Raw genomic sequence first — 23,953 nt, 5'->3', positions numbered from 1 at the left:
TTAACAGAGCCAGCGGGCCGAGGGGAACTAGGCATCCTCATCCCCCCCATCCTTATCAGTGGTCATGGTCACGTTGGTGATCAGCGACTGGGGCTTATCATCGCGCGTATCCAGGGAAACGATCGCCACGCCGTCGACGTAGCGGGAAAGCGTCTGGACCTGCTTGCCCGGGGTCACCAAAATCATGTGGAAACCGAAAGCAACGAAAATGTCCATGGCCATGCGGGTGAAGGCGGCGTCCGCGCGGTCGAATGCCTCGTCCAGCACCACCGTCGCGTAGGTGGGGTACTGCGCACCCGCGTCCGCCAAGCGGTAGCGGAGGGCAGCGGCGAGGCAGAAAAAGACCAGCTTCTGGGCCTGGCCGCCGGACAACGAGGCCGAGTTAACGTGGGTGCTGACCGTCTCCCCCTCCGGGGAGACCTCGTTGCCCACGAAAGACACGTGGCGGCGGGTGTCCAAAACTGCAGAGCGCCAGCGGCGATCACCAGACTCGCGGGAACCGAGGCGCTCCAACAGCTTGGCCAAAACGTGGTAGCGCTTCAACGCCAGGGCCTCATCCGTAGTATTCAGCCCACCCGAGACGGCCTCGTTGAGGTCTGCCAGAAACTGAATGACCTCGGCGCCGCGGCGCTCACGGGTCTCAATGGCTAGGAAACGCCCCGGCGCGAACTGAGACTTGGACAGGGAGGCATTAATCGGCTCCAGCCTGCGGTCGATGGCGGCCTTGGCGCGCCGAATGTCGGCGTTAATCTGGGAGAGGTTGCGCGTCGCCGTATCGTTCATGAGCTCCAGGAACTTGCGGCGGAACTCGCCCAGGCGCTCAGAGGTGAGGTGATCAAGAAGGGCCAGTGCCTCACCGGCGAAGGTCGGCTCAGCCGCCAGGTCCGCGAGTTCCGAAGGCCAGCGGCGCAGGAACTCGCTGAGGATTCGACTGATAGCGACGTTGGCGGTGTCGATCCGCTGCTCGGCGCGCGCGATCTCGGTTTCGAGGTCCTTATCAACCTCCTCAGCGTAGGTGCGGATATTCTCTGCGGAGCGGTTGCGGCCTTTGGCATCGATCCGCTCGGAAATCGCACGTCGGACATCCTGGTCGATATCTTCCGTGAGGGTTATGCGGTCTCTTTCCCCGTGCAGTTTCTGCAGATGATCCTCGAGAGAGGAGCGCCGGGTCAGTTCCCCATCGCGGGCGACCTCAGCCTGCCGGAGCTGCTCGCTGGCGCGTTCATGCTGGGCGCGGAGCTGGGCGTGCTCGGGATCGCTCAGAGCCTCGTCATACTCTTCATTGAGCCGGCTGAGCTGCTCCTCAACGCTGCGGACATCGATGTCGGCCCAGCGGAGCATCTGCAGCTCATTACCTGCGTTCTGGCGGTTCTGCAGCTGGGAACGCTCGGCGCTCAATCGCTCGCGTTGGCCTTGGAGGGACTGGATCTCGGCGGTCACCTCGTTGAGCTGGCTGCGCAAGAGCTCTAGCTTCTCATCATTGCTGGACCCCAGGCAGTACTGCCGACGATCCCCCAGTGCGAAGCGATCGTCCTTGTCATACCGGCGGGACCTCGTTCGATCCTCCGGATAGCGCACCATGCCCTCCATAGTGACCGCGCGGATGCGGTGGTCTTCGAGGTCCTCCACGGAGTCCACACAGATGTACTGCCAGTAATCCTGGATGTGGGCCCGCAGCCACTGCTGCATGGGGTGGTCCACGACCTGCAGCTTCAAGCTCAAGCTCCGGCGGTTGCTGACCTTCTGCGGCTCAACCTGATCCTGTGGAACAGAGCGCAGCGTCAACCGCTGGCCGATGTGGTGGGAGTTCACCCAGGCGATAACATCCCGCCGGTAATTCTCGGGAACCAGCAGTGTGCTGCCGAGTGGGCGGAGTAGGCGCTGGATCACCGGTTCCCAGTTGGCTTCCTCCCGCTTGATGTCAATGAGTTCACCAGCGAACGGCAGCAGGCTGGGGCTAAGCCCCAGCTCCTCGCACATGCGGGTACGCAGCTCGATCATCGGACGGGCGATGTTGCTGCGCCTGCTCGCCAAAGATGTGATGTCCTGATGCAAGCCCGCGCCCTGTTCTTGCAGGGTTCTGATGGTGCTAGCCAGTTCATCGCCTCCGGCAACCATGGCCTCCAGCTCCGCCGGGTAGTCCTGCAAGAAGGCCGCAACTCCGGCCAGGATCTCCCGGTAGGACGCACCATCGGTGAGCTCCACTGTGCCGAGAGTCTCGCAATAGCCCTGCGCACGCGCCCGGTTGGCACGAACGGTGACGAGTTTCTCCTTGATTGAGTCAATGGCAAGCTGCAACCTCGCGGTATCGTCGGTCTGCGTAGCGGTCATCCGTGCATAGAGCCTCCGCTCTGTGTCCCTCACACGAGCCAGCTCCGCATCCGCCTGTGCGAGAGCCTCCTTCTGGTCACGCAGCGCCGTCTCCGTGATCTCGATGGCGGCAGTGAGAGCTTCATGAACCCGCAGGTCACGCACACTCGTGACATTCTCCCGCAGCTTCGAGGCGTAGTCCTTCTTCCCCACCGCAGCACTGCGTGCGTTGAACTGTGCGCGGAGTGGCTCCAGCACGTCAATCTGCTGCTTCACTTCATCCACTCGCCGGTAGGCCTCGCGGAGATCTCCGAATTGTTCCACGGCCACGTCGGCGAGATCGAAGGTCTGTGGCTTGGGCAGCATGTAATCCCGGAACAACTGATCAAGGCTACCCAGAGACTTGGCGGACTGAGTGCGGTGTAGCAGCAGCTGCGCTTCCTCCGAGTACAACCCCAACAGGCTCCGGAAATACGCGGCGAAAGGGCTATAGGTGGTAAACCAGCGTGCTTCTTCAAGTTCCTCCTTGAGGCCCTTCTTGTCAACGCCATGGCCCAAGTGGGCGACCAGACGGCGCAGATCCACGGCACCAGGGGCCACCGCGAAATTCTTCACGATCTCGTCGTCCCGCATCACGCCAGCACGGACGTAGTAGATGGCCATGAGCGTGTACGTGCACTCCTTGCCACCTTCCTCGATGCTGCGATAGGTCAGCCCCACCACGCTGTACGTCGCCCGCGGCCGGAGAAACATGTCACGGATGTCGCCGGTCTGTGCATCCTCGATGGTCTTCCACGCGCCGCGCACATAGCCGATGAGGTTGCGTCCGTCTTTCTTGCGCCCCTCATACTGCGTGGCAGCGTTGAAGCGCACATGCCCAGGGGGAACCAGCACGGTGGACATGGCATCCACCAGCGTGGATTTTCCCGTGCCGGACTCGCCGTTGATAAGGAAACCACGCCGCGTCACGGGAATGTCAAAATGGCCATTGAAAGTTCCCCAGTTAATCAGCTGGATCTTCTCGAGGCGGAATTGGCCATACAGCTCGTCTGCGCTCATAGATCTACACCCCGTCCTTGCTCTGCCAGGCGCCGATATTCCTCAATAATCGACGTGGTGGTCTTGACATCAAAGACGTGGCGTAACGCTCGGCTAATCTCGTAGCGCTGGGGTGTTTCCGTCTTCTTGAGCAGGCTAAACGTGTCGCTAATTCTTTTCATTGCCGCGTCGAAGCGCTTATTAAACCCGGCCTCATCCCTATTGTCTGGGTTGCGCATGGACCAGATTTGCTGCCGCAGTTCATCGGCATCCACAATCACACGCTCACCCGGATTGTTCAGTGCGAGCTCCTGCCGCAGCTGCAGCAAAATAAGCGTGTCAATATGCTTGAGCGTTTCCGTTCGCAGCACCCGCGGGATTGTCACCCCTTCCGCCGGCTCCACCATCCGGGTAAAAGCAATCTGATCGGTCTCGTCCAGCACGAGGTCGAGGAACACGTTGTGCAGCGCCGACGTGATCGCCGCCGTATCCGTCACCACCGCGTTCCACAAGTGCGGCTCGCCCTGCGCCGTCAGCAGCGGACCTTTCAACAGCCGCGCCAGCGCGCGTCTCGAGTCCAATGAGAGCGTCCCCGTATCACCCTCAAAGATCTGCTGCTCCGGTGAGTTACTCTCGCTCATCGCCTCTCCTCTCCCTGACAAACACTAGCCGCGGAATGACCGCCCGCCGGGTTGTGCCTTCTTCATCCCAACTCACTGTCTCGGTGTTTTTCTCGCCGACGCCACCAAGCATCCCCACCTCACCCAACTCTTCCATCTCAGCATGGTGCGCTGCCTTTCGGACAAGAATGATGAGCCCCACCACGCTAGCCAACCCCTGTGTCGCCGGATGGCGCTCGAGCACGTCTGCGATAGACGCCTCCGGCTGCTCCTCCAGCACCTCAGCCACACAACTCTCCAGCTCGGCGAAGTCGATCTCGCTCTCGCGCACCGCTTCCAGCAGGCCCTCCAACGTCTCCGAGCCGCTGGAATACTCAACGAGAGGCTCCTCGACAACCTCAGCACCTGGATTGCGAAGTTGCAGCGCACCGACAGAGCGCACCTCCATGCCCATACGCATCAGCGGCGTGGCCATCTTCTGAAACGCTTTGAGATCCGCAGCCTCCACCGCTTCGGAGGCATACTTGCGTGCGGTGCGGATCAGTTCGATGAGCCGCCGATCCTCGGCGAACTGCTCACTAGCAACATAGTGCCGCAAGTTCCGGGCCAGCGAGGTGATAGCGCTATTGACCGAGTATGCCTCTGACTCGAAGGTGGTGAGGAGGGTGACGAAGCGCTCGCGTTCCTGAGCGCTCAGCTCCGCCGCCACGCGCTTGGCTACGTTGTCAATGTAGTGCTCCACGTAGGCGATGGTTTCGTTGTCCACCAGCACCTCGAAAAAGCCATTGAAGCTCCGTCCGGCCTCGGATTGGCTAATGAGGTCCACGCCCTCGAAGATCTGCTCCAGCACGGTGCCTCGGCCGCCGTCGCTATCAAGCAAGCTGCGGCGGAGATCCAGGTTGAGCCGCTCAAGCTCCTGGCGCACCCGGGCAAAGTCCGCGGGGATGCCAGCGGCCTGGTTGAGAATGTCCTGCACGCGCTCCCGAGCAGCAGACTGCGGGAGGACATCCACCACGTTGCTGTCCAGCTGCTCCAGCTGCCGGTCGATTGCCTCGCGCTGGCGCAGCAAGCTGGCTCGCCGAGTCTCAATATCCGGGTCCGTCTCTCGATCCAGCTGGGCCAGCGCCGTGGTGATGGATTGAATACGTGAGGCCGTGACCGTCGATCGCCCAGCGTCCACCTCTTCCACAAGCTGCAGGGCTTGGAGGCCTTCTCGAGTGGGCTCCAACGTCTCGCCGGTGGAAGGAGATCCTGCCCTCCGGATTAACCACCCGGCTTTGATCCACTCCGCGGCATACTCCGCCGGGGTGCGGCGAATTGTGAAACCGGCATTGCGAAGCACGTCGAAGGCCCCAGCCATGTACTCGTACGTCGTGGAGGCAGGAACCTGGACGGAGCCATGCGGAAAGATCTCGCCAAGGACGGCAAGAACAATCGGGGCGTTATCGGCTCGAAGCAGGCGGACGACAGGCGACTCTTCACAGATGCGCTTCGCCGAAAGCGCGCGGGCCTCCACTGACACTGTGAGCTCCTACCACCACCGATCCGCCAGGCCGGGCTACTTCCGCTTCCCCTTCTTCTCCCGCACGCGCACAGCGATGCGCACCGGGGAGCCCTGGAAGCCGAAGGCCTCACGCAGCTTGCGCTCCAGGAACCGCCGGTACCCGTGCTCCAGGAAGCCCGTGGTGAACAGCACGATCACCGGAGGCTTCGTCGAGGCCTGCGTGGCGAACAGCACGCGCGGCAAGCGTCCACCACGCATCGGCGGCGGCGTCTCCGCAATCACGGCGCGCAGCCACGTATTCAGCTGGCCCGTGGAGATGCGCTGGTCCCAGCTATCCAGCGCCTCAATCATCGCCGGCTCCAGCTTATTCAGCGCGCGCCCCGTCTTGGCGGAGATATTCACCCGCCGCGCCCACGGAACGTGCGCCAGCTGCAGCTCGATCTCGCGCTCCAGCAGATCGCGGCGATCCTCGTCCACCAAGTCCCACTTGTTGTAGGCCACCACCAGGGCCCGCCCGGAGTCTAGGATCATGCGCAGCACTCGCTGATCCTGCTCGGCGATCGGCTCGCTGGCGTCGACCAAAAAGACCGCAACTTCGGCCGAGTCAATCGCCGCGCGCGTGCGCAGCGACGCGTAGAACTCGTGACCGCGGGCCGTCTTCGTCTTCTTGCGGATACCTGCGGTGTCCACAAACCGCCAGGTGCGCTCGTCGAGTTCCACGATGGAGTCCACGGGGTCCACGGTGGTGCCGGCCACGTTGTCCACCACGGAGCGCTCCTCGCCCGTGATCTTGTTAAGCAGCGAGGACTTGCCCACGTTCGGCCGTCCCACCAGCGCCACGCGCCGCGGGCCGGACACGATCGACGTCTCGCGCGGAGTCTCCGGGAATTTCTTCAGCACGGTATCCAGCACGTCGGCCGCGCCGCGTCCGTGCTGCGCTGAGACTGGGAACGGATCGCCCAGGCCCAGGCCCCAGAACTCGGCCATGTCCGCGTACTGGTTGTCGGAGTCGAACTTGTTGGCCACGAGGATCACCGGCACGTCACTGCGTTGCAGCTTCCGAGCGATGACCTCATCGGTGCTGGTGATGCCCACCTTCGTGTCCACCACGAACACGATCACGTCGGCGGTGGCCATCGCCGTTTCGGCCTGGCGGGCGATGGCGCCGTGGATGCCCTTGGCGTCCGGGTCCCAGCCGCCGGTGTCCTGCACCCAGAATCGCCGGCCAGTCCACTCGCCGAGGTAGGAGATACGGTCACGGGTCACGCCCGGGAAGTCCTCCACCACGGCCTCGCGGCGGCCGATGAAGCGGTTGACCAGCGTGGACTTGCCCACGTTCGGTCGGCCCACGATCGCCACGGTGCACAGGGCCTCGCGCTCTTCCTCGTCGGCGCCGAGCACGCCGAACGCTTCCTCCACGGCATCCCAGTCGGTGCTGCCGTCGTCTGCACTGAGCAGGTCGAAGTCATCGGCGTCGGTGAAGTTTTCTACGTAGAAGTTCTCGGCGGCGTCGAGGTCTTCGAACTTGCCGTCGATGTCGTCGTACTCTTCGTCGTCGCCATCGCCGTAGTCATCGGCGGCGTCGCCGAACTCATTGGTGTCATCGCTATATTCGACGCCACGCCGCGCCTCCCCATCAATCATCGCCCCATCGGCGGTGCGGAAGACGAGCGGGTCCAAGTCCTCGGCGGGGTTCTCCCCTGCGGCGCCAGCAGCCTCGGCGCTGTCCAGCACCAAGCTTGCCAACGTCTCCACGACCTCATCGATGGTGAGGTCACCGGTATCGATAATCGTCGCGTCCTCCGCAGGCCGCAGTGGCGAGGTTGCCCGCGAGGAGTCAGCGGCATCCCTGCGCTCAACGTCGGCTAGAACGGCGTCGAAATTAACATCACGACCAGCGGCTACATCCTGATCGAAGCGGCGCTGAGCCCTGATCTCTGCAGACGCCGTCATGAACGCCTTGACCGGCGCATCCGGCAGCACAACGGTGCCGATGTCGCGGCCCTCCACCACGCAGCGACCGGCCGCGTCGGCGAGGTCGCGCTGCAGGGCAACGAGGTTCTCACGCACCTCGGGAATCGCCGAGACGGCCGAGACGTGCGCGGTCACTTCCCTGCCACGGATCTCCCCGGAGACGTCCTCGCCATCGAGGATCACCTCCGTAGACGCCGGATCTTCGTTAATCTGCAGCGGCAGATCTGCGGTGGCTTCGATGATCTGCTGCTTCTGCTCGTCGGACGGCTGCGCATCGGGGGTGATGCCCTGGCGCAGCACATGCAGCGTGGCCACGCGGTACATCGCACCGGTGTCGAGGTACTTCGCATCCGCCGCCTGGGCGAGCCTGCGGCACACCGTGGATTTGCCGGTGCCGCTGGGGCCGTCCACGGCGATGATGAGGCCGCCGCCCGGGATGTTGGTCGCTGTGGTGAGCTGGTCAATCGCGTTTGTCATAGTTCTTAAGCTCTGCTGTTCTTGTTTGTGTTGCTTCGGTGGTCTGTGTTCGCTGCGGGCGCTGTTGGCGCTGCAGGCTCTGCTGGCGCTGTGCGCACTGGGCGCTGCAGCCGCTTACAGCCCCACCGCCTTGTACAAACTCTGCAACTCGGACTGGTTCAATGCGCGGATGGTGCCGGGGCGTTGCTCACCCAGCTGCACGGTGTGGATCTTGGTGCGCACCAGTTGCTGCACCGGGAATCCGGCTTCCTTAAGCATGCGGCGCACGATGTGCTTGCGTCCCTCGTGCAGTTCAATCTTCAGCAGGGACTTGCCTTGCCACACGTCCACGATCTGCACGTGGTCGGCGCGGGCGATGCCGTCGTCGAGGTCCACGCCTTCCTTGAGCTGGCGGATGAGGTCGCGCTTCGCCTCGCCGAGCACGGTGGCCATGTAGGTCTTGGTGATCTCGTAGCGTGGGTGCATGAGGCGGTTGGCCAGCTCGCCGTCGTTGGTGAGCAGCAGCAGTCCTTCGGTCGCAGCATCCAGACGCCCAACGTGGAACAGCCCCTGCCCCTCCTTCAGGCGCGTGCCGATGAGGTCGCCCACGCAGGGGCGGCCCATGTCGTCGCTCATTGTGGAGTGCACGCCCTGCGGCTTGTTCAGCGCGAAGTAGACGTTCTCCTCGTTGACCTGGATGCGTTGGCCGTCCACGCGCACCACGTCCACGCTGGGGTCGATGCGGGTGCCCATTTTCTGCACCACTTCCCCGTTGACCTCCACGCGACCTGCGGCGATGAGCTTCTCACTCATGCGTCGGCTGGCCACGCCTGCGGAGGCGAGGACCTTCTGCAGGCGGACGAGATCCTTCTCGTCCTTCTTCCCCTGCGACGCCTGAACACGCGCAGCCTCATCCGGCATCAGGTGCTGACGCTTGGCGGGCTTGGCTTGGGGGATGAAAATGTCTTCGATGTTTTCCGGTGTACCGTCTCGGCGAGCGGGTTTATTCAATTGCGTTTCCTCTGCGCTTTCTCACGCTGGGCCTTGCTCGTTACTGATCGCAAGGCGTGGGTGTTCACCATCCGAAGTGATCCGTCGGGATCGGTAGGTGTCAAACGCCCAGTCTATCCCACGACACCGCAATTCCCCACGTCCCTGGCCCCCACCGTCACAACGGCCCCTCGTACCACACGTGCCATGCACACCACGTCCCAAGACTTCCCAGTCACAGAAACCCCACGTTTCCGACCTCAGCACCCCACGTTCCCCGAGCCTCCCCGTCACAGTAGACCCACACACCACACGCACCACACCGCATCTCGGCGGTGGAGGCTTCACATGTGACAATGTTGTGTTTTGACCACTTTCAAAAAATCCGACCTGGGCTTTTGCAACGCGCAAAACCACAAAACACAACATTGTCACACCTGCAGCCCCGAGCGGCATGCAACAGCGGTGTCAGAGCTCGCCGGAATTGACGGAAATAAGCCGGAACAAGCGGGAACAAGTCGTCACTGCTCCAACCTGTGGCCGCAATAGCCCCGACGACAGCAACGGCCGCAGTGTGCACAGTGGCTGCGGTGGCAGTGCTGAGGCAGCCGTGTACGAGTGACGCGGTGGAGGGATGCTAGTCGTCGATGCTGTCGACGTCGGGCAGCAGTGGGGCCAGGTCCGGGAGCTGCGACAGCGACTCAATCCCCAGCTGTTCGAGGAACATCTCGGTCGTGGAATACAAGTTCGCACCGGCCTGCTCGCCCGTGACAGCGATCAGGCCGCGGAGGGCAAGGGTGCGCATGACGCCGTCGCAATTAACGCCGCGAACAGCGGCAACCTGACTGCGGGTGACGGGCTGCCGGTACGCCACAACAGCCAGAGTCTCTAGGGCAGCGCGGGACAGGCGCTGCTGGGTGCCATCGAGGAGCTTCGCCTCAACGGCATCGGAGTTCGCGCGGCGGGTGTGGAGGCGGTAGGCGCCGTCGTTGTCGCGGAGTTCGAAGCCGCTGCCGCGGGCGTCGAATTCATCGGCGATCTCGGTGAGAGCGGCGCGGGCATCCGCTTCACTGACCGGAGAATCGTCCGTGCTGAGCACGCGCGCGAGTTCCTCCGGGGTGACCGGCTCGTCGCTGACCAACAGCAAGGACTCCACCCGGGAGCGCAGCGTGGAGATGATCGGCAGCGAGGTGGAGGGGTCAGGATGAGTCATAGTGAGAGAAAATCCTTTCGCGTCATCTGGACTCTAGCAGCGAGGCGTGCGGCAGGGGCTCAGCCCCGGTCCCTGGCCTACGCCCAGTTTGAGGCGGCAACCACAGCCGGGTCAACGTCCAGCCCAGTCCAGGCCACGGACATGTCCTCCAGCGGTTCGGGCTGCTCAATGCCGATCGCGCGAGCCTTGTACAGCTCCAGCAACGCGAGGAAACGGCCGACAATGACCATGTTCACCTCACAGTCACTGACCAGCGACGCGAAGCTCACCCAGTGGTTCTCCCCCGCTACCTTGAGCGTATTGAGGATGTGACCTGCCTGTTCGGGCACGGACACTGCCACCTGGTGAATGTGGCCCGTCTCCACATGCTCCGCTTTGGGCCGGAAGACTGCGGCGGCGAGTTCGGCAAAACTGGTGGCGTCGTGATCAATCTCCACCGGAGGAAGCAGACCAGCTTGCCAGGGTTCCAGCGACAGATTCACGGGATACGAGCGAGCGGCCTGGCGCTGCCATTCCGCGAACATGTCCGCGACCTTCTTGTACGCGCGGTACTGCAAAAGGCGGGCGAACAGGAGGTCTCGGGTCTCGAGGAGGGCAAGGTCCTCCTCGCTTTCGACCTCGCCACGGGGCACCAGGCGGGCGGCCTTGAGGTCCAACAGCGTGGAGGCGACGACGAGGAACTCAGTCACCTCGTCCAAGTCCTCCGCGCTCTGGGACAGGCCGCGAGTGTAGGCGATGAATTCGTCCGTGACCTGGGCGAGGGCGACCTCGGTGATGTCCAGCTTGTGGGAGTTGATGAGCTGCAGCAGCAGGTCGAAGGGACCGTCGAAGTTAGCCAAAGCCACGCGGAAGCCGGTGATCTCGGGCTGCACGGCGTGGTCGGGCTCGGTTGTCATGATCTCCTCAGCCACGCGCCATCACCGCCGACCCCACACACCCCGCACGCATCACACACTCACGCACCACCAAAGGCCCCTACGCCTGCCGCGATACGCGCTCGATGACTTCCTTCGCCAGGTTCCGGTACTGCACCGCACCGGAGGAATTCGGCGCCCACGTGTTGATCGGCTCGCCGGCCACGGAGGTCTCAGGGAACCGCACCGTCCGGGTGATGACCGAATCGAAGACCTTATCACCGAAGGCCTCCACCAGCCGCTCCATCACCTCGCGGGCGTGCAGCGTGCGCCGGTCAAACATCGTCACGAGGATGCCCAGCACCTCCAGCTTGAAGTTCAGCCGGTCTCGCACCTTATCCACCGTGTCCATGAGCAGCGCCAACCCGCGCAGCGAGAAGTACTCCGACTCCACCGGGATAATCACCGAATCCGCACACGACAAAGCGTTGACCGTCAGCAGCCCCAGCGACGGCTGGCAGTCCACGATGATGAAGTCGTAATCCTTCATCACCGGCCGCAGCGCCCGCGCCAGAGCCTGTTCGCGGCCCACTTCGTTGACAAGCTGGATCTCGGCCGCCGACAAGTCGATGTTCGCCGGCACCACGTCTAGACCGTCGACGGGGCTGTCGTAGATGGCGTCGAGAATAGTGGCCGAGTTGTCGACGAGCAGGTTGTAGACGGTCACATCGAGTTCGTCGTGGCGGATCCCCAGACCTGCCGACAACGCACCCTGCGGGTCGAGGTCAACGAGCAGCACCTTGCGCCCAAACGCCGCCAGCGCTGCACCCATATTGATGGTTGAGGTGGTCTTTCCCACCCCGCCCTTTTGGTTGCACATGGCGATGATGGCCGCGGGGCCGTGGTGGTCCAGCGGTTCCGGATCGGGGAGCTCATGGAGCGGTCGCCCGGTCAGTCCAATCTGCTGCTCGGGCTTATCGAACAACGCGTCTGCTTCTGACACTGTCAAGCCCTTTCCCTTGTCTGTGACGCCTGCGGCTACACGTCAACCTTGTCGCGTTGATAATTACACTTTAGAGATTATCAGCACATTAAGCACGGGGGTGAGTCGCCGCCATCGTGGACTGCAAATGCTGCGCCGTCACCTTGGTATAGATCTGTGTTGTGGAGACATCCACGTGCCCCAACAGCTCTTGAACCGTGCGCACGTCCGCCCCGCCGTCGAGCAGATGCGTGGCGAACGAGTGCCGCAGACTGTGCGGCGATACCGCCCCCAGCCCCGCCGCCTCGGCCGCCTCCGACACCACTTTGAACCCGGATTGCCGCCCCATCCGCGCCCCGCGGTTGTTGACGAACAGCGCCGCGATGCCCTTCTTGTTGAGGCTCGGCCGCGCCCGCACCACGTAGGCTTCCAGCGCTGCCAGCGCGTACGAGCCGAGCGGCACCAGCCGTTCCTTGTTGCCTTTGCCATGCACGATGACGGTCTGGTCGTCGCTATCAACGTCGTCGACGTCGAGGTCCAGCAGTTCCGTAATGCGCGCTCCGGTCGAATACAGCATCTCCACAAGCGCCCGGTCGCGTAGCTGAATCGCCGTGGCGGCCTCGCCGTTGGGGATCGCCTCGATGAGCGCGGTCACCTCGTCCACGGTGAGGGCCTTGGGGATCGACGCACTCCTCGCCGGGACGGGCACGCCCCTGGCCACGTTATTTTTTAGCCTTTTTTCTTCGACGCCAAAAGCATGCAATCCCCGGATCGCCGCGAGGTGTCGCGCAGCGGAGCTGCGCGACAGTGAGCGGACGTCCTGCAAGTGGATGAGGTATTTTTCGATGGTGTCCGTGGTGACCTCACCCAAGGGGGTGGGGCCGAGCCATTCGCAGTACCGAGTGATGTCTCGCGTGTAGTTGCTGATGGTGTGGGGCGACACGCCCCGTTCGATCCGGAGGTGGGTGATCCAGTCCCGCACTAAGGCCGAGTTGGCTGCGCTGGCTGCGTTAGCCGTGCTGGCTGCGTTGGCTGCATTGGTCACAGCCGCGCGCTACCTGATCTTCTTCATGTCGTCACCGGGATGCACCCCGGGACGGGACGACCGGCGTGCGGCCATACCGGAGCGGTACGCAAACGGCTCGTCGGCCTCCCGCCGCGTCCCGGCAGCCAGGTGCAGGATCGCTGCCACGGCGATGGAGTTTTCCACCCGCCCGGTCTGCACCCACTCGATAGCTTCTTCGACGGGCACCCAGCGGCGCTCCAGGTCGGCCTCTTCGTCGGCGGGTTCCTCAAGTTCCATATCGCCCACGCCGTCCTCGATATTCTCCGCGAGGTAGATGCGGCACATCTCCTCGCTGAACCCCGGCGACGTCACCACGTCACCCAGCAGCGCCCAGCTCTTGGCGCGCACGCCCGCTTCCTCGGCGAGTTCACGCCGGGCGGCATCGAGGGGTTCCTCCCCCACTTTGTCCAGCAGACCCGCCGGGATCTCCCACAGGTAGCGACCCACGCCGTGCCGATACTGACGAATCATCATGATCCGCCCCTCACGCACTGCGGCGATCGCTACCGCGGAGAAATGTTCCACGATCTCGCGGCTGGCTGATCCTGTGGGCGTCGAAATAGTGTCTTTGCGAACAGCAATAATCGGGCCGTCGAACAGAATGTCGCTGTCCGAGACCCGATAGAGATCTTCTGCGTGGCTAGCCATAAGCCCTAGTGTAGCGCTTGCGCCGACGCTCGCTCGGCGCTTGCACCGGCGATCGCCCAGCGCTCATTGAGTGCTTGCTCGACGGCTAGCGAGCGGCCTGGTGCTCCAGGGCCGCGTCCATGAGACCCTGGAACAGGGGGTGCGAGCGGGTCGGGCGGGACTTGTACTCCGGGTGCGCCTGGGTGGCCACGAAGTAGGGGTGCACGTCCGTGGGGTACTCCACGAACTCCACGAGCTGGCCGTCCGGGGAGGTACCGCTGAACTGCAGCTGAGACCCCTCGGTGATGGCATCGCGGTAGGCGTTGTTGACCTCGTAGCGGTGACGGTGACGCTCGGTGACGTCCTCCCGACCGTAGAGCTTGGCCACGAGAGAATCGGGCTTGAGGGTGGCCGGGTAGGAGCCGAGACGCATGGTGCCACCGAGGTCAGCCTTGCCGGAGACTGCTTCCTTCTGCTCCTCCATGGTGGAGATCACCGGGGTGGCGGCGTCTGGATCGAACTCGGTCGACGAGGCATCCGTCAGACCAGCGTTGCGGGCGGCCTCAATGACGATGCACTGCAGGCCAAGGCAGATGCCGAGCAGCGGCAGCTTGTGCTCGCGGGCGTAGGTGATCGCACCGATCTTGCCTTCGATGCCGCGGATGCCGAAACCACCGGGGATGACAACTCCGTCGACATCCTTGAGCGCCTCAGCGGCGGACTCGGGGGTTTCGCAATCGTCGCTGGCGACCCACTTGACCTTGGCACGGACGTTGGCGCCGAAGCCACCGGCGCGGATGGCCTCCGCCACGGACAGGTATGCATCGGGAAGATCGATGTACTTACCGACGATTCCGATGGTGACCTCACCCTTGGGGTTGTGCACAGACTCCAGCAGTGCGCCCCAGGTAGTCCAGTCCACATCGCGGAAGGGCAGGTTGAGGCGACGGATCACGTAGTTATCCAGGTGCTGAGAGTGCAGCACCTTCGGGATGTCGTAGATGGAGGCCGCATCCGGGCAGGAGACCACGCCTTCCTCATCGACGTCACACATGAGGGCGATCTTTTCCTTCATGGCCTGCGGGACCTCGCGGTCGGCGCGCAGAACGAGGGCATCCGGCACGATACCGATGTTGCGCAGGGCGGCCACGGAGTGCTGGGTGGGCTTGGTCTTCAGCTCACCGGACGGTGCGAGGTAGGGCACGAGCGAAACATGGATGAAGGCGATGTTTTCGCGGCCGACCTCGTGGCGCACCTGGCGGGCGGCCTCAAGGAACGGCTGGGACTCAATATCGCCCACGGTGCCGCCGACCTCGGAAATGACGACATCGGGGACAATGCCCTCGGCGTCCGGAAGGGCCATGGCCAGCACGGATGCCTTGATCTCATCGGTGATGTGCGGGATGACCTGCACGGTCTTGCCGAGGTACTCGCCGCGGCGCTCCTTGGCGATGACGTTGGAGTACACCTTGCCGGTGGTCACGTTACCTGCGGCCGACAGGTTGCGGTCGAGGAAACGCTCGTAGTGTCCCAGATCTAGGTCAGTCTCGGCGCCGTCCTCGGTGACGAAAACCTCGCCGTGCTCGAAGGGGTTCATGGTGCCGGGATCCACATTGAGGTAGGGATCCAGCTTCTGCATGGTCACCCGCAGTCCCCGCGAGGACAGCAGCTGGCCGAGGCTCGCTGCGGTCAGTCCCTTTCCCAGGGAGGACGCTACGCCGCCCGTGACGAAAATAAACTTGGTCTTGTGTTCTCCACGGTGGTTGGACAACGGCGCTCCCGAACGTCTCGAAAAGCGGGACCTTGTGCCAGCGCGCACCTCGTCGTGTGGGTGCGGATGTCCTGGCAAAAAATAATCCCGCAGGTGGTTACCTACGGGATTTCAGCCTAACACAGAGTGACGCTCAGCAACGATTTTTCTCACGCCAGCGCGACGCTCCGGCTCGGCTCCTGCTTGGCAATTACTTGGCGACTACGTGGCAGCTACTTGTCGACTACTTGTCGATGCCAGGAGCCGCGGCGTTCGCAGCCGCGCCGTAGTGGCCAGCTTTCTTGTCTTTTTGCTGCTGAAGGGCTCGAATGACCGTGATGCGACCTGCTTCGGAGTCCACGTTGTCGACGGTGGAGACTTCCTCCTTGTACTCGCCGCTGACTCGCACCATGCCCAGGGCGCCCTGCGGCTCCGCACTCCCCTGCTGCCCGGCGAGCACCACGCCACCCATGCGGGAATCCAGCCCGGCAGCGAAATCGGCCAAGAATTGCGTGGAGTAGTTGCCGTTGCCCGCGTCTCCGGACGAGTTACCCGTGATGACGACGGCCAGGTCAGCCGGGGCGGGAGCGTCGCCTTCTTCCTGCAGGTAGCCATCCTTCGTCAAGGCGCCGAGAACAACCGCGCGATCAGACTCGCTGGCTGCCTTGTCGCCATCCTGCAACGCGGCACCGAGAACCTGGCCGGTGTGCATACCCGGATTCAGGTTCTTCTCCGACAGCTTCGCGCCGGACGGCAAGGAATTCGCCGCGATGGACTTGAGATTGTCGCCGGAGTCGGGGTTGAGCATCTTATCGGTCAGCTTCGCCGTGCCGGTGACCGTGCCGCCAGCATCCTTGATGAGCGATCGGACACTGTCGACAGCCTTCGGTTCGGCGTCGGAGGTAACAAACACCGCAACCGACGCGCCATCCAAGCGGTTGCGCACAGCAACATCGGCGACGGAGGTCAAGACGTTATCCGCGGCCTTGGCCTGCCCCTCAGCCTCATCGCGCTGCTTCTCTGCCTCGGTGAGCTGCGTCTGCACCTCAGCCGACGAACCCGACGGGCCACCCTCCACGTTGGGAGCCAACCCGTAGAAACCGAACGCCGTGCCGATGGCAATGCCGAAGCCGAGGCCGGCAATGACCTTCGCCTTACTCATACGCTAACCGCCCTTGTTGAAACCTGATCGAGAAAACCTATTTGAGGAAAAGCCTGAAAAATGGAACCTAACACCACGAAGCTACAGCCAGCTATCCGTTGCCACCAAAGAGGTTCTGGAAGCTGATCGCCAAGCTATTCCACGAATCGATGAGGTTCTGAACGAAGTCGCCGTCACCGGTGAAGCCAGCGATAGCGATGATCACAGCGATGGCCACGAGGATGCCGACGAGAGCCCACAGCCAGCCGCCGCCGGACTTCGACACGCGGTACAGCTCCGCCACGGCGGTGGAATCCACGAACCGCGGTCCCACGCGCAGGCGAGACATCAGCGCCGAAGGCGTGTCCTGCCCCTCCGACTCGTTGAACACGTAGCCGAGGTCGACGGGGTGGCCGAGGTTCACGATCATGGATGCGCCGTGGTAGTTGGCCAGCAGGATCGCCAGGTCGGTCGGATCTTGCGTGGCGGCCGGGAACGTCATGGCACCCACACCCAGGTCCTGGATGCGCTCAAGACCCACGGCGTGGCCGTCCGGTTCGGCGGGCAGAATGACCGTGGCGCCGGAGCGCAGGGCGTTGCTGGAAATCCGTTCGGGATCGCCGATGATGACCTGTGGCTTGTGTCCATCGTCCAGCACGTCATCGGCGGCGGTGCCCACGGCGATGATGATCGGGTCGTACTCGCGGATGAAGTAGCGCAGATCCTTGAGCTTTTCGCGGATCTGCGGGTCCGGGCTGACGACGAGCACCTTGCGATCGTCCATGTCCACATCGACCTCGGGGATACCCAGGCCGTCAATCAGCAACGGCGCCTCCGAGCGAACGAACTCGGACATGTTGCCGGACAGCGCCTCCATGTGATCGCCGAGGGCCTCCCGAGCCTCCTCGAAACGATCCATGGCGGTGTCCATATCCAGCAGCTCGCCGCCACCGATGGATCGCTCACCGTAGTAGACCTGCCCGTTGTCCAGGCGGCCCTTCTTACCGTTTTTCAGGCGCTTGACCACGGTATCATCGGCGTTTTCTACCAACACGATGCCGGAATCGAGCATCATCTGCGGCCCGAAGTTGGGCACCTTACCGCTGGTGAACGGGCGGGTGTTGACCACCGCGCCCACCTTCGCATCGATCAGGCGCTGCGCGACAGCACGGCTGATGTCTTCCTGTTCGATGATAACAATGTCGCCCGAGGACATCTTCGCTTTGTGGAAGCCCTTGGGTCCGGTGAGGTCGCGGGTAGCGCCATGCAGGCCAGGCAGATCTGATCGGGAGAAAATCATAGCCCCTATTGTGAGGCCAATGTGACAGATGTTGTTTAAGGCGCGCCGGGCACGCTGGGAAAATTCGTCAGATGTGCTCCGCTTACGGCTCGTTCCACATCACCGTGACTGTCGTCACAAACCACCGCTGCCGGTTACACCACCGGTTACACCACCTGTTGCCAACATCAGGGCGCCTCGGTAATCTCGACATCTGTTGAAGGGGAGTAGTTCTTTCCCTCGTTCGCACCCCGCCCGGTGGGAATCCCTCGCGGGATTACGTCACGGTGGCGGCGCGAACAGCCAGTGGAACGTTCTGTCGACATACTGGTGGCCTCCGCGCTCGTCGCGGTTGGTAACCCGGCAGCGCGGTCACGATCCCGCCCTAGGCGGGACCACGTGGTGAACGAGACCTTCGGCCAGCTATCAAACGACTCGCTGACCGAAGTGACCGTCCGTTGAAGCTCGCAACTAGGTGCCCCATGCACATCCGTGCAATCCGTGCAGATCCGTGCTCGGCTCCCGTGTGCTCCCGCGTGCCCTCGCCCCGGCCAGCGCGTCGAAAGTTTCGTACTTTCTTCGTACTTCAAAGGACAGCGACCGTGGCCTCAACTCATCAGACGCACCAAGCGCACCAGACGCACCACCCCCACCCCGCCCCGTACCCGGCTCCCGACGCGCCCATGGCGACCTCCAACAGCCCCGTCCCCCAGCAGCCCGTCGAAAACGCCACCCTCTACAAGTTCATCTACCTCTCCATCGCCGCCGCGCTCATCACGATCATCCTCAAGTTCGCGGCCGCAGGCGTGACCGGTTCCATGGGCTTCCTCTCTGACGCCCTCGAATCGACCGTCAACCTCGTCGCCGCTGTCGTGGCGCTCTTCGCCCTCAAGGTCGCCGCCAAACCCGCCGACGAGAACCACCACTTCGGCCATAGCAAGGCCGAATACATCTCCGCACTCGTCGAGGGTGCCATGATCTTCGTCGCCGCCGCGGTGATCCTCTTCACGTCCATCCAGCGCTTGTTCCGCCCCCAGGAGCTGGAGCAACTCGGCATCGGCTTCATCTTCACCATCGCCGCCACCGCGGTGAATCTCACCGTGGGTGTGTTGCTGCTCCGCGGCGGCCGTAAGCATCGCTCCACCACCCTCACTGCCGACGGCAAGCACCTCCTCACGGACGTCTGGACCACCGTCGGCGTGGTCGCCGGTGTTCTGGCCGTGATGCTCACCGGGTGGTTGTGGCTGGACCCCGTCATCGCCATTGTCGTGGGTGTGAACATTCTTTTCACCGGCTTCCAGTTGGTTCGCGAGGCGATGAGTGGCCTGCTCAATGTTGCTTTTTCGGATGACGACGCCGCAACGCTCAACGAAACCCTGCGGATCTTCGCGGAGGATCACGACGTGGAATTCGCCAGGCCACAGACGGTGGAATCTGGCCAGCAGCGCTTCGTGTATGCCACCATGTTCGTTCCCGCCACGTGGACTGTGGGGGACTCCCACAAGGTCGCGGATCAGCTGGAGATCGCCGTCTACAAGGCCCTGCCCGGGGCACGGACGTTCATCCACCTGGAGCCGATGGAGCTCTCGCACGTCGCACCCGGTGCGCAACCGGCCCGTGAGAATGGCGAGCACGATGCACACAGCGGAGACAATTCCACTGACTCTTCTGGGTCGAAGGCCTAGCTGAGCCACCTCAATCGCCGCGAAGGGGTGTCCGGGACGGCTGCTACAGTCGTTGTGTGGAATCTTTAGTTGTCGCTGCCGATGGGTCATCTCTATCGAACCCGGGGCCGGCCGGATGGTGCTGGTTCGTCAACGAATCATGTTGGCACGCAGGAGGCTGGACCAAGGGGACGAATAACCAGGCTGAGCTCACGGCCGTTCTGGATCTTCTCCGCGAGACCCGTGAATTCTCCGGCCCGATCACGATTCTGTGCGACTCCCGCTACGTCATCGACTGCTGCACCAAGTGGATGGCTGGGTGGAAGGCACTCGGTTGGAAGAAGGCCGATAAGAAGCCGGTTCTCAACCGCGACATTCTCGAACAGCTCGATAAAGAACTGGCCGACCGCGACATCACGTTCAAGTGGGTCAAGGGGCACGCCGGGCATGACCTCAACGAAGCGGCCGACGACCGTGCGCGTGCCGTCGCCACTGCTTTCAAGAAGGGCACCGCGCCCGATGAGGGCCCGGGTTTCACGCTGAGCGCGCAGAATGCAAAGAGCGCAGAGAGCACACCGGTCGCCGAGCCTCATCAGGACACAACAGAAGCATCGACCGAGTCTGCAACCATCGATACGTTCGCACGTCTCGAGGCCGAGCTGGTCTCCGATGAGGTTCGCAGCCAGCCAGACGTTGCAGCCACCTACCTGGCAGACGATTTCGTTGAGCATGGCACCTCCGGGGCCGTGCGCAACCGCGCCGAGGTGCTGCGAGCGTTGCGCCCCATTGGCTCCCCGGTAGAGGTCACCCCACTCGAGCTCGTCGAGCTGGGTGCTGACACGTACCTGTTCCGTTGGCACTCCGCCGTGCGCGGTTACGGCGCCAACCGCGCGACGATCTGGGTTGCAGGCGGGTCTCACGGCTGGCAGGCGCGCTTTCACCAGGGCACCACAGCGCCCATCACCCCGCCGTCCTCGTCACCGTCCTCGTAGCTGTCTACGACCCCCGACAACTAACTAGGCAACTAGTCCTGCAGCTCGGCCTTGGCCTTCCGCGCCATCTCCACGAGCTCCTCGGCGTGAGCGCGCCCCGTCTCGGACTCCAAGCCCGCCAGCATGCGCGATAGCTCCTCGACCCGCGCATCCTCATCGAGCGTCACCACCGACGAGCTCACGGTGGAGTCCGTCGCGGACTTCGCCACGTACACGTGCGCATCGGCAAACGCGGCAACCTGCGGCAAGTGAGTGACAACAATGACCTGATTGTCCACGGCCAGCTTCGCCAACCGGCGACCGATCTCCACCGCGGCTTTGCCACCCACACCGGCATCAACCTCATCGAAGACCATCGTGCGCCCGCCCTCCGTGCCAGCGGCGAGCACCACCTCGAGCGCCAGCATCACGCGAGATAGCTCACCACCGGAGGCGGAGCTGGCCAGCGGGTTCGCGTTGCCGCCCTGAACAAGCTGGAACTCAACCTCATCAATGCCCCGCGGTCCCGGGGCCGGGCTGGCCGGCTCCCACGAGTCGCTGATCTTCTGGGCTGTCACCTCGACCCGGATCTCGGCCGACATGTGCAACCCACGGATCTCCTCGGTCACGGCAGCGGCGAAGGCGGAAGCGGCCTTCGCCCGACGCGCGGAAAGCTTCTTGGCGCTGGCGATCATCGCCGCCCACGCCTCGGCAACCTGCTCTTGAAGCTTCTCGATCGCCTCGCCCGAGACGTCGATGCTGGCCAGCCGCTCGCGCGCCTGATCCCGCCACGCGATAGCGCCATCGACATCGACCGCGTACTTGCGGAGCTCCCGCAATTCCTGCTGGCGTTGCAGCAACTCCTCGAGCGAATCGGGGTCCGGCACGTCGATGAGGGCCTGGCCCACCTCAGCGGAGATGTCGCTGAGCAACACCGCCACCTCGTCCAACCGCTCGGCCAAGGCCTGCAACTGCGCGTCATCGCCGCGCAACTGTGCCGCGGCCTGGGCAACCAGCTCGCTGGCGCCCTGAGCCTCCATGTCGTCTTCCGCACCGTCGATCGCGGCCAGGGCCTGCTGCATTGCCGCGCGAAGATCATCGGCATCCTGCAGCCGCTGGATCTGGGACTTCAGATCCTCGTCCTCACCCGGTTGCGGGTCGATCGCGTCAATGGTCTCGACAGCCCGAGCCAGGGTTTCGGATTCCAGCGCCAGCTCGCGGCGCGTCTCCAGACGGGTGCGTAGATCCTTCGCCAGCTTCTTCCACTGCGACCGCAGCTCGCGGTACGCCGCCACGGCGTCCTCGAGGCCCGCGTACTGGTCCAGCGCAGCCAACTGCCGCGCCGGATCGAGCAGCCGCAGCTGATCATTCTGGCCATGGATGGTGATGACGTGGCCGGAGAACTCCCCCAGCACGCCTGCCGCCACGGTCTTGCCCGCCAGGTGAGCCCGCGAGCGCCCGGCCGCCGTTACCGTGCGGGAGGCGATGACTTCGCCGTCCTCCATGAAGCCCCCGACCTCATCGACCATCGCACCCACGGCGGGTGAATCCGTGGTGAAAATCCCCTCCACCACAGCCTTGTCCATGCCGGAGCGCACGCGGGAGGCATCCGCGCGGTGGCCGGACAGCAGGCGTAGCGAACTAATCACCATCGTCTTGCCGGCACCGGTTTCACCGGTCACGACCGAAAGGCCACCGGCGAACTCCGCGGTGGCCTCCTGGATCACGCCCAGGTTTTGAATGTGCAGTTCATTGAGCATATCGGAGCGACCCTAGTGCAGCGGTCCCCGCCACCCGGTCACCGGCAGGCGGAACTTGTGCACCAGCCGGTCAGTAAACGGCGCGGAATCCAGGCGCACCCAACGCACCGGCTGCGGTCCCCTGCGGATCTCCACGCGCGCTCCCGGGGGCATGTGGATCTGGCGGAACCCATCCATGACCGCCGTCGCCGGCGAGGTCGTGGGGTTCGTCTCCACAGCAATGGAAGAATTCGGAGACACCACCAACGGACGGCTAAAGAGCGTGTGAGCGTTCGACGGAACCACGAGGATCGCGTCCAGTTCCGGCCACAGAACCGGCCCGCCCGCACTGAAGGCATAGGCGGTGGAGCCTGTCGGCGTCGATACCAAAACCCCGTCACAGCCGAACGACGAGACAGGTCGCTCATCTACTTCCAGAATCGTGTCCAACACGCCCTGGCGGTTGAGGTTTTCCACCGAGCACTCGTTGAGCGCCCAGCCCGTGCCGAGCACGCGGCCGTCCATGTCCCGGGCGGTGATGGACAGCGTCATGCGATCCTCCACCCGGTAGTCCTTGGCGATCACCCGGTCGATCGCTTCCTTCAGCGACTCCTGCTCCCACTCCGCCAAAAAACCGATGTGGCCCATGTTGATGCCCAACACGGGCACGTCCGCGGAGTGCGCGATATCGGCGGCGCGCAGGAACGTGCCATCGCCGCCGAGCACGAGCACCATCTCCACGCCCGTGGCGGCCTCGCGCGTGTGGCCGTAGCGCTTGAAGCGCCCCAGGATCTCGTGGCGGGCCACCGGTGCAGGATCGGCCGTGGCCATCACACGCACGTTAATGCCGCCATCTTTCAGCTGGCTCGCCGCTTCGGCGGCCAGGCCCAAGTTCTCGTGCACGCTCGTGTGTGCGACGAGAAGAACCTCGCGCTCTTCGGTCACTGTGGGCCCTCCTCAATCGCCGTGGCAACCATCCGGTCTAGATCCTCCATGCTAGGTGAACAAGCGCCCCCATCTTTGACCAACCAGAGGAAATATTCAACATTTCCACTCGGCCCGGGTAGCGGGGACGCCACCACACCCTTCGTAGATAAACCATACTGCACCGCTGCCCGTGCGATGCGGCCAGTGACTTCGGCCCGCAGCTCCGGGCTGCGCACGACTCCCCCGCTCCCCAGCCGATCCTTGCCCACTTCGAATTGTGGTTTGACCATCGGCAGCAGGTCACCGCCTTCGCGCACGCACTCGGCGATGGCGGGCAGCACCAGCTCGATGGAGATGAAACTCAAGTCTCCAACCATGACATCAACCTGGCCGCCGAGCTGCTCCGGCGTGAGGGTGCGCACGTTGGTGCGATCCAGCACGTCCACGCGCGGGTCGTTTTGCAGCCGCCAGATGAGCTGGCCGTAGCCCACATCCACGGCCTTGACGCACTCCGCGCCGCGGTCGAGGCACACGTCTGTGAAACCACCGGTGGAGGCGCCGGCATCGAGCACCGTGGCGCCGGCCAGGCTGAGGCCGCGCGGCTCGAACGCCTCGAGGGCGCCGAGGAGCTTATGCGCACCGCGGGAGGCCCAGCGGTCGTCCTCCGACTCGGCAACCTTGATGGACATGTTGCCGTCCACCCCCGTGGCGGGCTTCGTGGCGGCCATGCCGTTGACGGTCACGCGCCCGGCCTTGATCATCTCCTGAGCGTGCTCGCGGCTGCGGGCGATCTTGCGCTTGACCAGCTCCGCATCGAGGCGGCGCAGCGCAGGGCTTTTCTTTGCCAA

18 protein-coding genes are annotated in these 23,953 nt (G+C 63.7%); 2 read left to right on the top strand and 16 right to left on the bottom strand.

Going from position 1 to position 23,953, the window contains the following annotated elements; all coding sequences use genetic code 11:
• Positions 1–27: 27 nt before the first annotated feature.
• From LA343_RS06930 to steA, 13 genes are all read right to left on the bottom strand, one after another.
• Positions 28–3,369: an ATP-binding protein gene (locus LA343_RS06930; protein WP_025402615.1), complete on the bottom strand. Its 3,342-nt coding sequence runs from the start codon at positions 3,367–3,369 to the stop codon at positions 28–30.
• Positions 3,366–3,989 carry a DUF4194 domain-containing protein gene (locus LA343_RS06925; RefSeq protein WP_025402614.1) on the bottom strand — a complete coding sequence of 208 codons (624 nt, stop codon included), beginning with the start codon at positions 3,987–3,989 and terminating at the stop codon, positions 3,366–3,368. Before LA343_RS06925 ends, LA343_RS06930 begins: the two co-directional genes overlap by 4 nt.
• Positions 3,976–5,490, bottom strand: a complete 1,515-nt coding sequence (locus tag LA343_RS06920; RefSeq protein ID WP_025402613.1) for a DUF3375 domain-containing protein — start codon at positions 5,488–5,490, stop codon at positions 3,976–3,978. Before LA343_RS06920 ends, LA343_RS06925 begins: the two co-directional genes overlap by 14 nt.
• Before the next feature lie 36 nt (positions 5,491–5,526).
• The gene (gene der, locus LA343_RS06915) at positions 5,527–7,923 is read right to left on the bottom strand and encodes a bifunctional cytidylate kinase/GTPase Der (protein ID WP_025402612.1); all 2,397 of its coding nucleotides are present in this window, start codon (positions 7,921–7,923) and stop codon (positions 5,527–5,529) included.
• A 114-nt stretch (positions 7,924–8,037) separates the two neighbouring features.
• Entirely contained in the window at positions 8,038–8,913 is an 876-nt protein-coding gene (locus LA343_RS06910) for a pseudouridine synthase (protein ID WP_025402611.1), read from the bottom strand.
• Between the two features lie 616 nt (positions 8,914–9,529).
• Complete coding sequence (scpB, locus tag LA343_RS06905) at positions 9,530–10,105, bottom strand: SMC-Scp complex subunit ScpB (RefSeq protein ID WP_039910905.1); 576 nt, start codon at positions 10,103–10,105, stop codon at positions 9,530–9,532.
• Between the two features lie 77 nt (positions 10,106–10,182).
• On the bottom strand, positions 10,183–11,001 hold the full coding sequence (locus LA343_RS06900) for a segregation and condensation protein A (RefSeq protein ID WP_025402609.1): 819 nt from the start codon (positions 10,999–11,001) through the stop codon (positions 10,183–10,185).
• Positions 11,002–11,080: 79 nt separating this feature from the next.
• Positions 11,081–11,968 (bottom strand): ParA family protein, encoded by an 888-nt coding sequence (locus tag LA343_RS06895; RefSeq protein ID WP_039910904.1) that lies wholly within the window; start codon positions 11,966–11,968, stop codon positions 11,081–11,083.
• Positions 11,969–12,050: 82 nt separating this feature from the next.
• Positions 12,051–12,986, bottom strand: a complete 936-nt coding sequence (locus LA343_RS06890; RefSeq protein WP_025402607.1) for a tyrosine recombinase — start codon at positions 12,984–12,986, stop codon at positions 12,051–12,053.
• A 9-nt stretch (positions 12,987–12,995) separates the two neighbouring features.
• Positions 12,996–13,655, bottom strand: coding sequence for an NUDIX domain-containing protein (locus tag LA343_RS06885; protein ID WP_025402606.1), 660 nt, complete (start codon positions 13,653–13,655; stop codon positions 12,996–12,998).
• A gap of 85 nt (positions 13,656–13,740) precedes the next feature.
• Positions 13,741–15,405: a CTP synthase gene (locus LA343_RS06880; RefSeq protein ID WP_025402605.1), complete on the bottom strand. Its 1,665-nt coding sequence runs from the start codon at positions 15,403–15,405 to the stop codon at positions 13,741–13,743.
• A 223-nt stretch (positions 15,406–15,628) separates the two neighbouring features.
• Positions 15,629–16,546: a copper transporter gene (locus tag LA343_RS06875; protein WP_025402604.1), complete on the bottom strand. Its 918-nt coding sequence runs from the start codon at positions 16,544–16,546 to the stop codon at positions 15,629–15,631.
• Between the two features lie 91 nt (positions 16,547–16,637).
• The gene (gene steA / locus LA343_RS06870) at positions 16,638–17,825 is read right to left on the bottom strand and encodes a putative cytokinetic ring protein SteA (RefSeq protein ID WP_039910903.1); all 1,188 of its coding nucleotides are present in this window, start codon (positions 17,823–17,825) and stop codon (positions 16,638–16,640) included.
• A gap of 581 nt (positions 17,826–18,406) precedes the next feature.
• Here steA and LA343_RS06865 point away from each other — a divergent pair.
• The gene (locus LA343_RS06865) at positions 18,407–19,489 is read left to right on the top strand and encodes a cation diffusion facilitator family transporter (protein WP_317986476.1); all 1,083 of its coding nucleotides are present in this window, start codon (positions 18,407–18,409) and stop codon (positions 19,487–19,489) included.
• Between the two features lie 56 nt (positions 19,490–19,545).
• Positions 19,546–20,460 carry a ribonuclease HI family protein gene (locus tag LA343_RS06860; protein WP_025402601.1) on the top strand — a complete coding sequence of 305 codons (915 nt, stop codon included), beginning with the start codon at positions 19,546–19,548 and terminating at the stop codon, positions 20,458–20,460.
• A 32-nt stretch (positions 20,461–20,492) separates the two neighbouring features.
• Here LA343_RS06860 and recN read toward each other — a convergent pair whose 3' ends face one another.
• From recN to LA343_RS06845, 3 genes are read right to left on the bottom strand one after another with little or no spacing between them, the layout of a single operon-like run.
• On the bottom strand, positions 20,493–22,199 hold the full coding sequence (gene recN / locus LA343_RS06855; RefSeq protein ID WP_025402600.1) for a DNA repair protein RecN: 1,707 nt from the start codon (positions 22,197–22,199) through the stop codon (positions 20,493–20,495).
• A gap of 12 nt (positions 22,200–22,211) precedes the next feature.
• Complete coding sequence (locus LA343_RS06850) at positions 22,212–23,123, bottom strand: NAD kinase (protein WP_025402599.1); 912 nt, start codon at positions 23,121–23,123, stop codon at positions 22,212–22,214.
• Positions 23,120–23,953, bottom strand: a complete 834-nt coding sequence (locus tag LA343_RS06845) for a TlyA family RNA methyltransferase (RefSeq protein ID WP_025402598.1) — start codon at positions 23,951–23,953, stop codon at positions 23,120–23,122. Before LA343_RS06845 ends, LA343_RS06850 begins: the two co-directional genes overlap by 4 nt.

Source organism: Corynebacterium falsenii (genome assembly GCF_020099275.1).
Classification (GTDB): Bacteria; Actinomycetota; Actinomycetes; order Mycobacteriales; family Mycobacteriaceae; genus Corynebacterium; species Corynebacterium falsenii.
The sequence above is the reverse complement of the archived record's forward strand: the minus strand, read 5'-3'. Positions and strand labels throughout refer to the sequence as shown.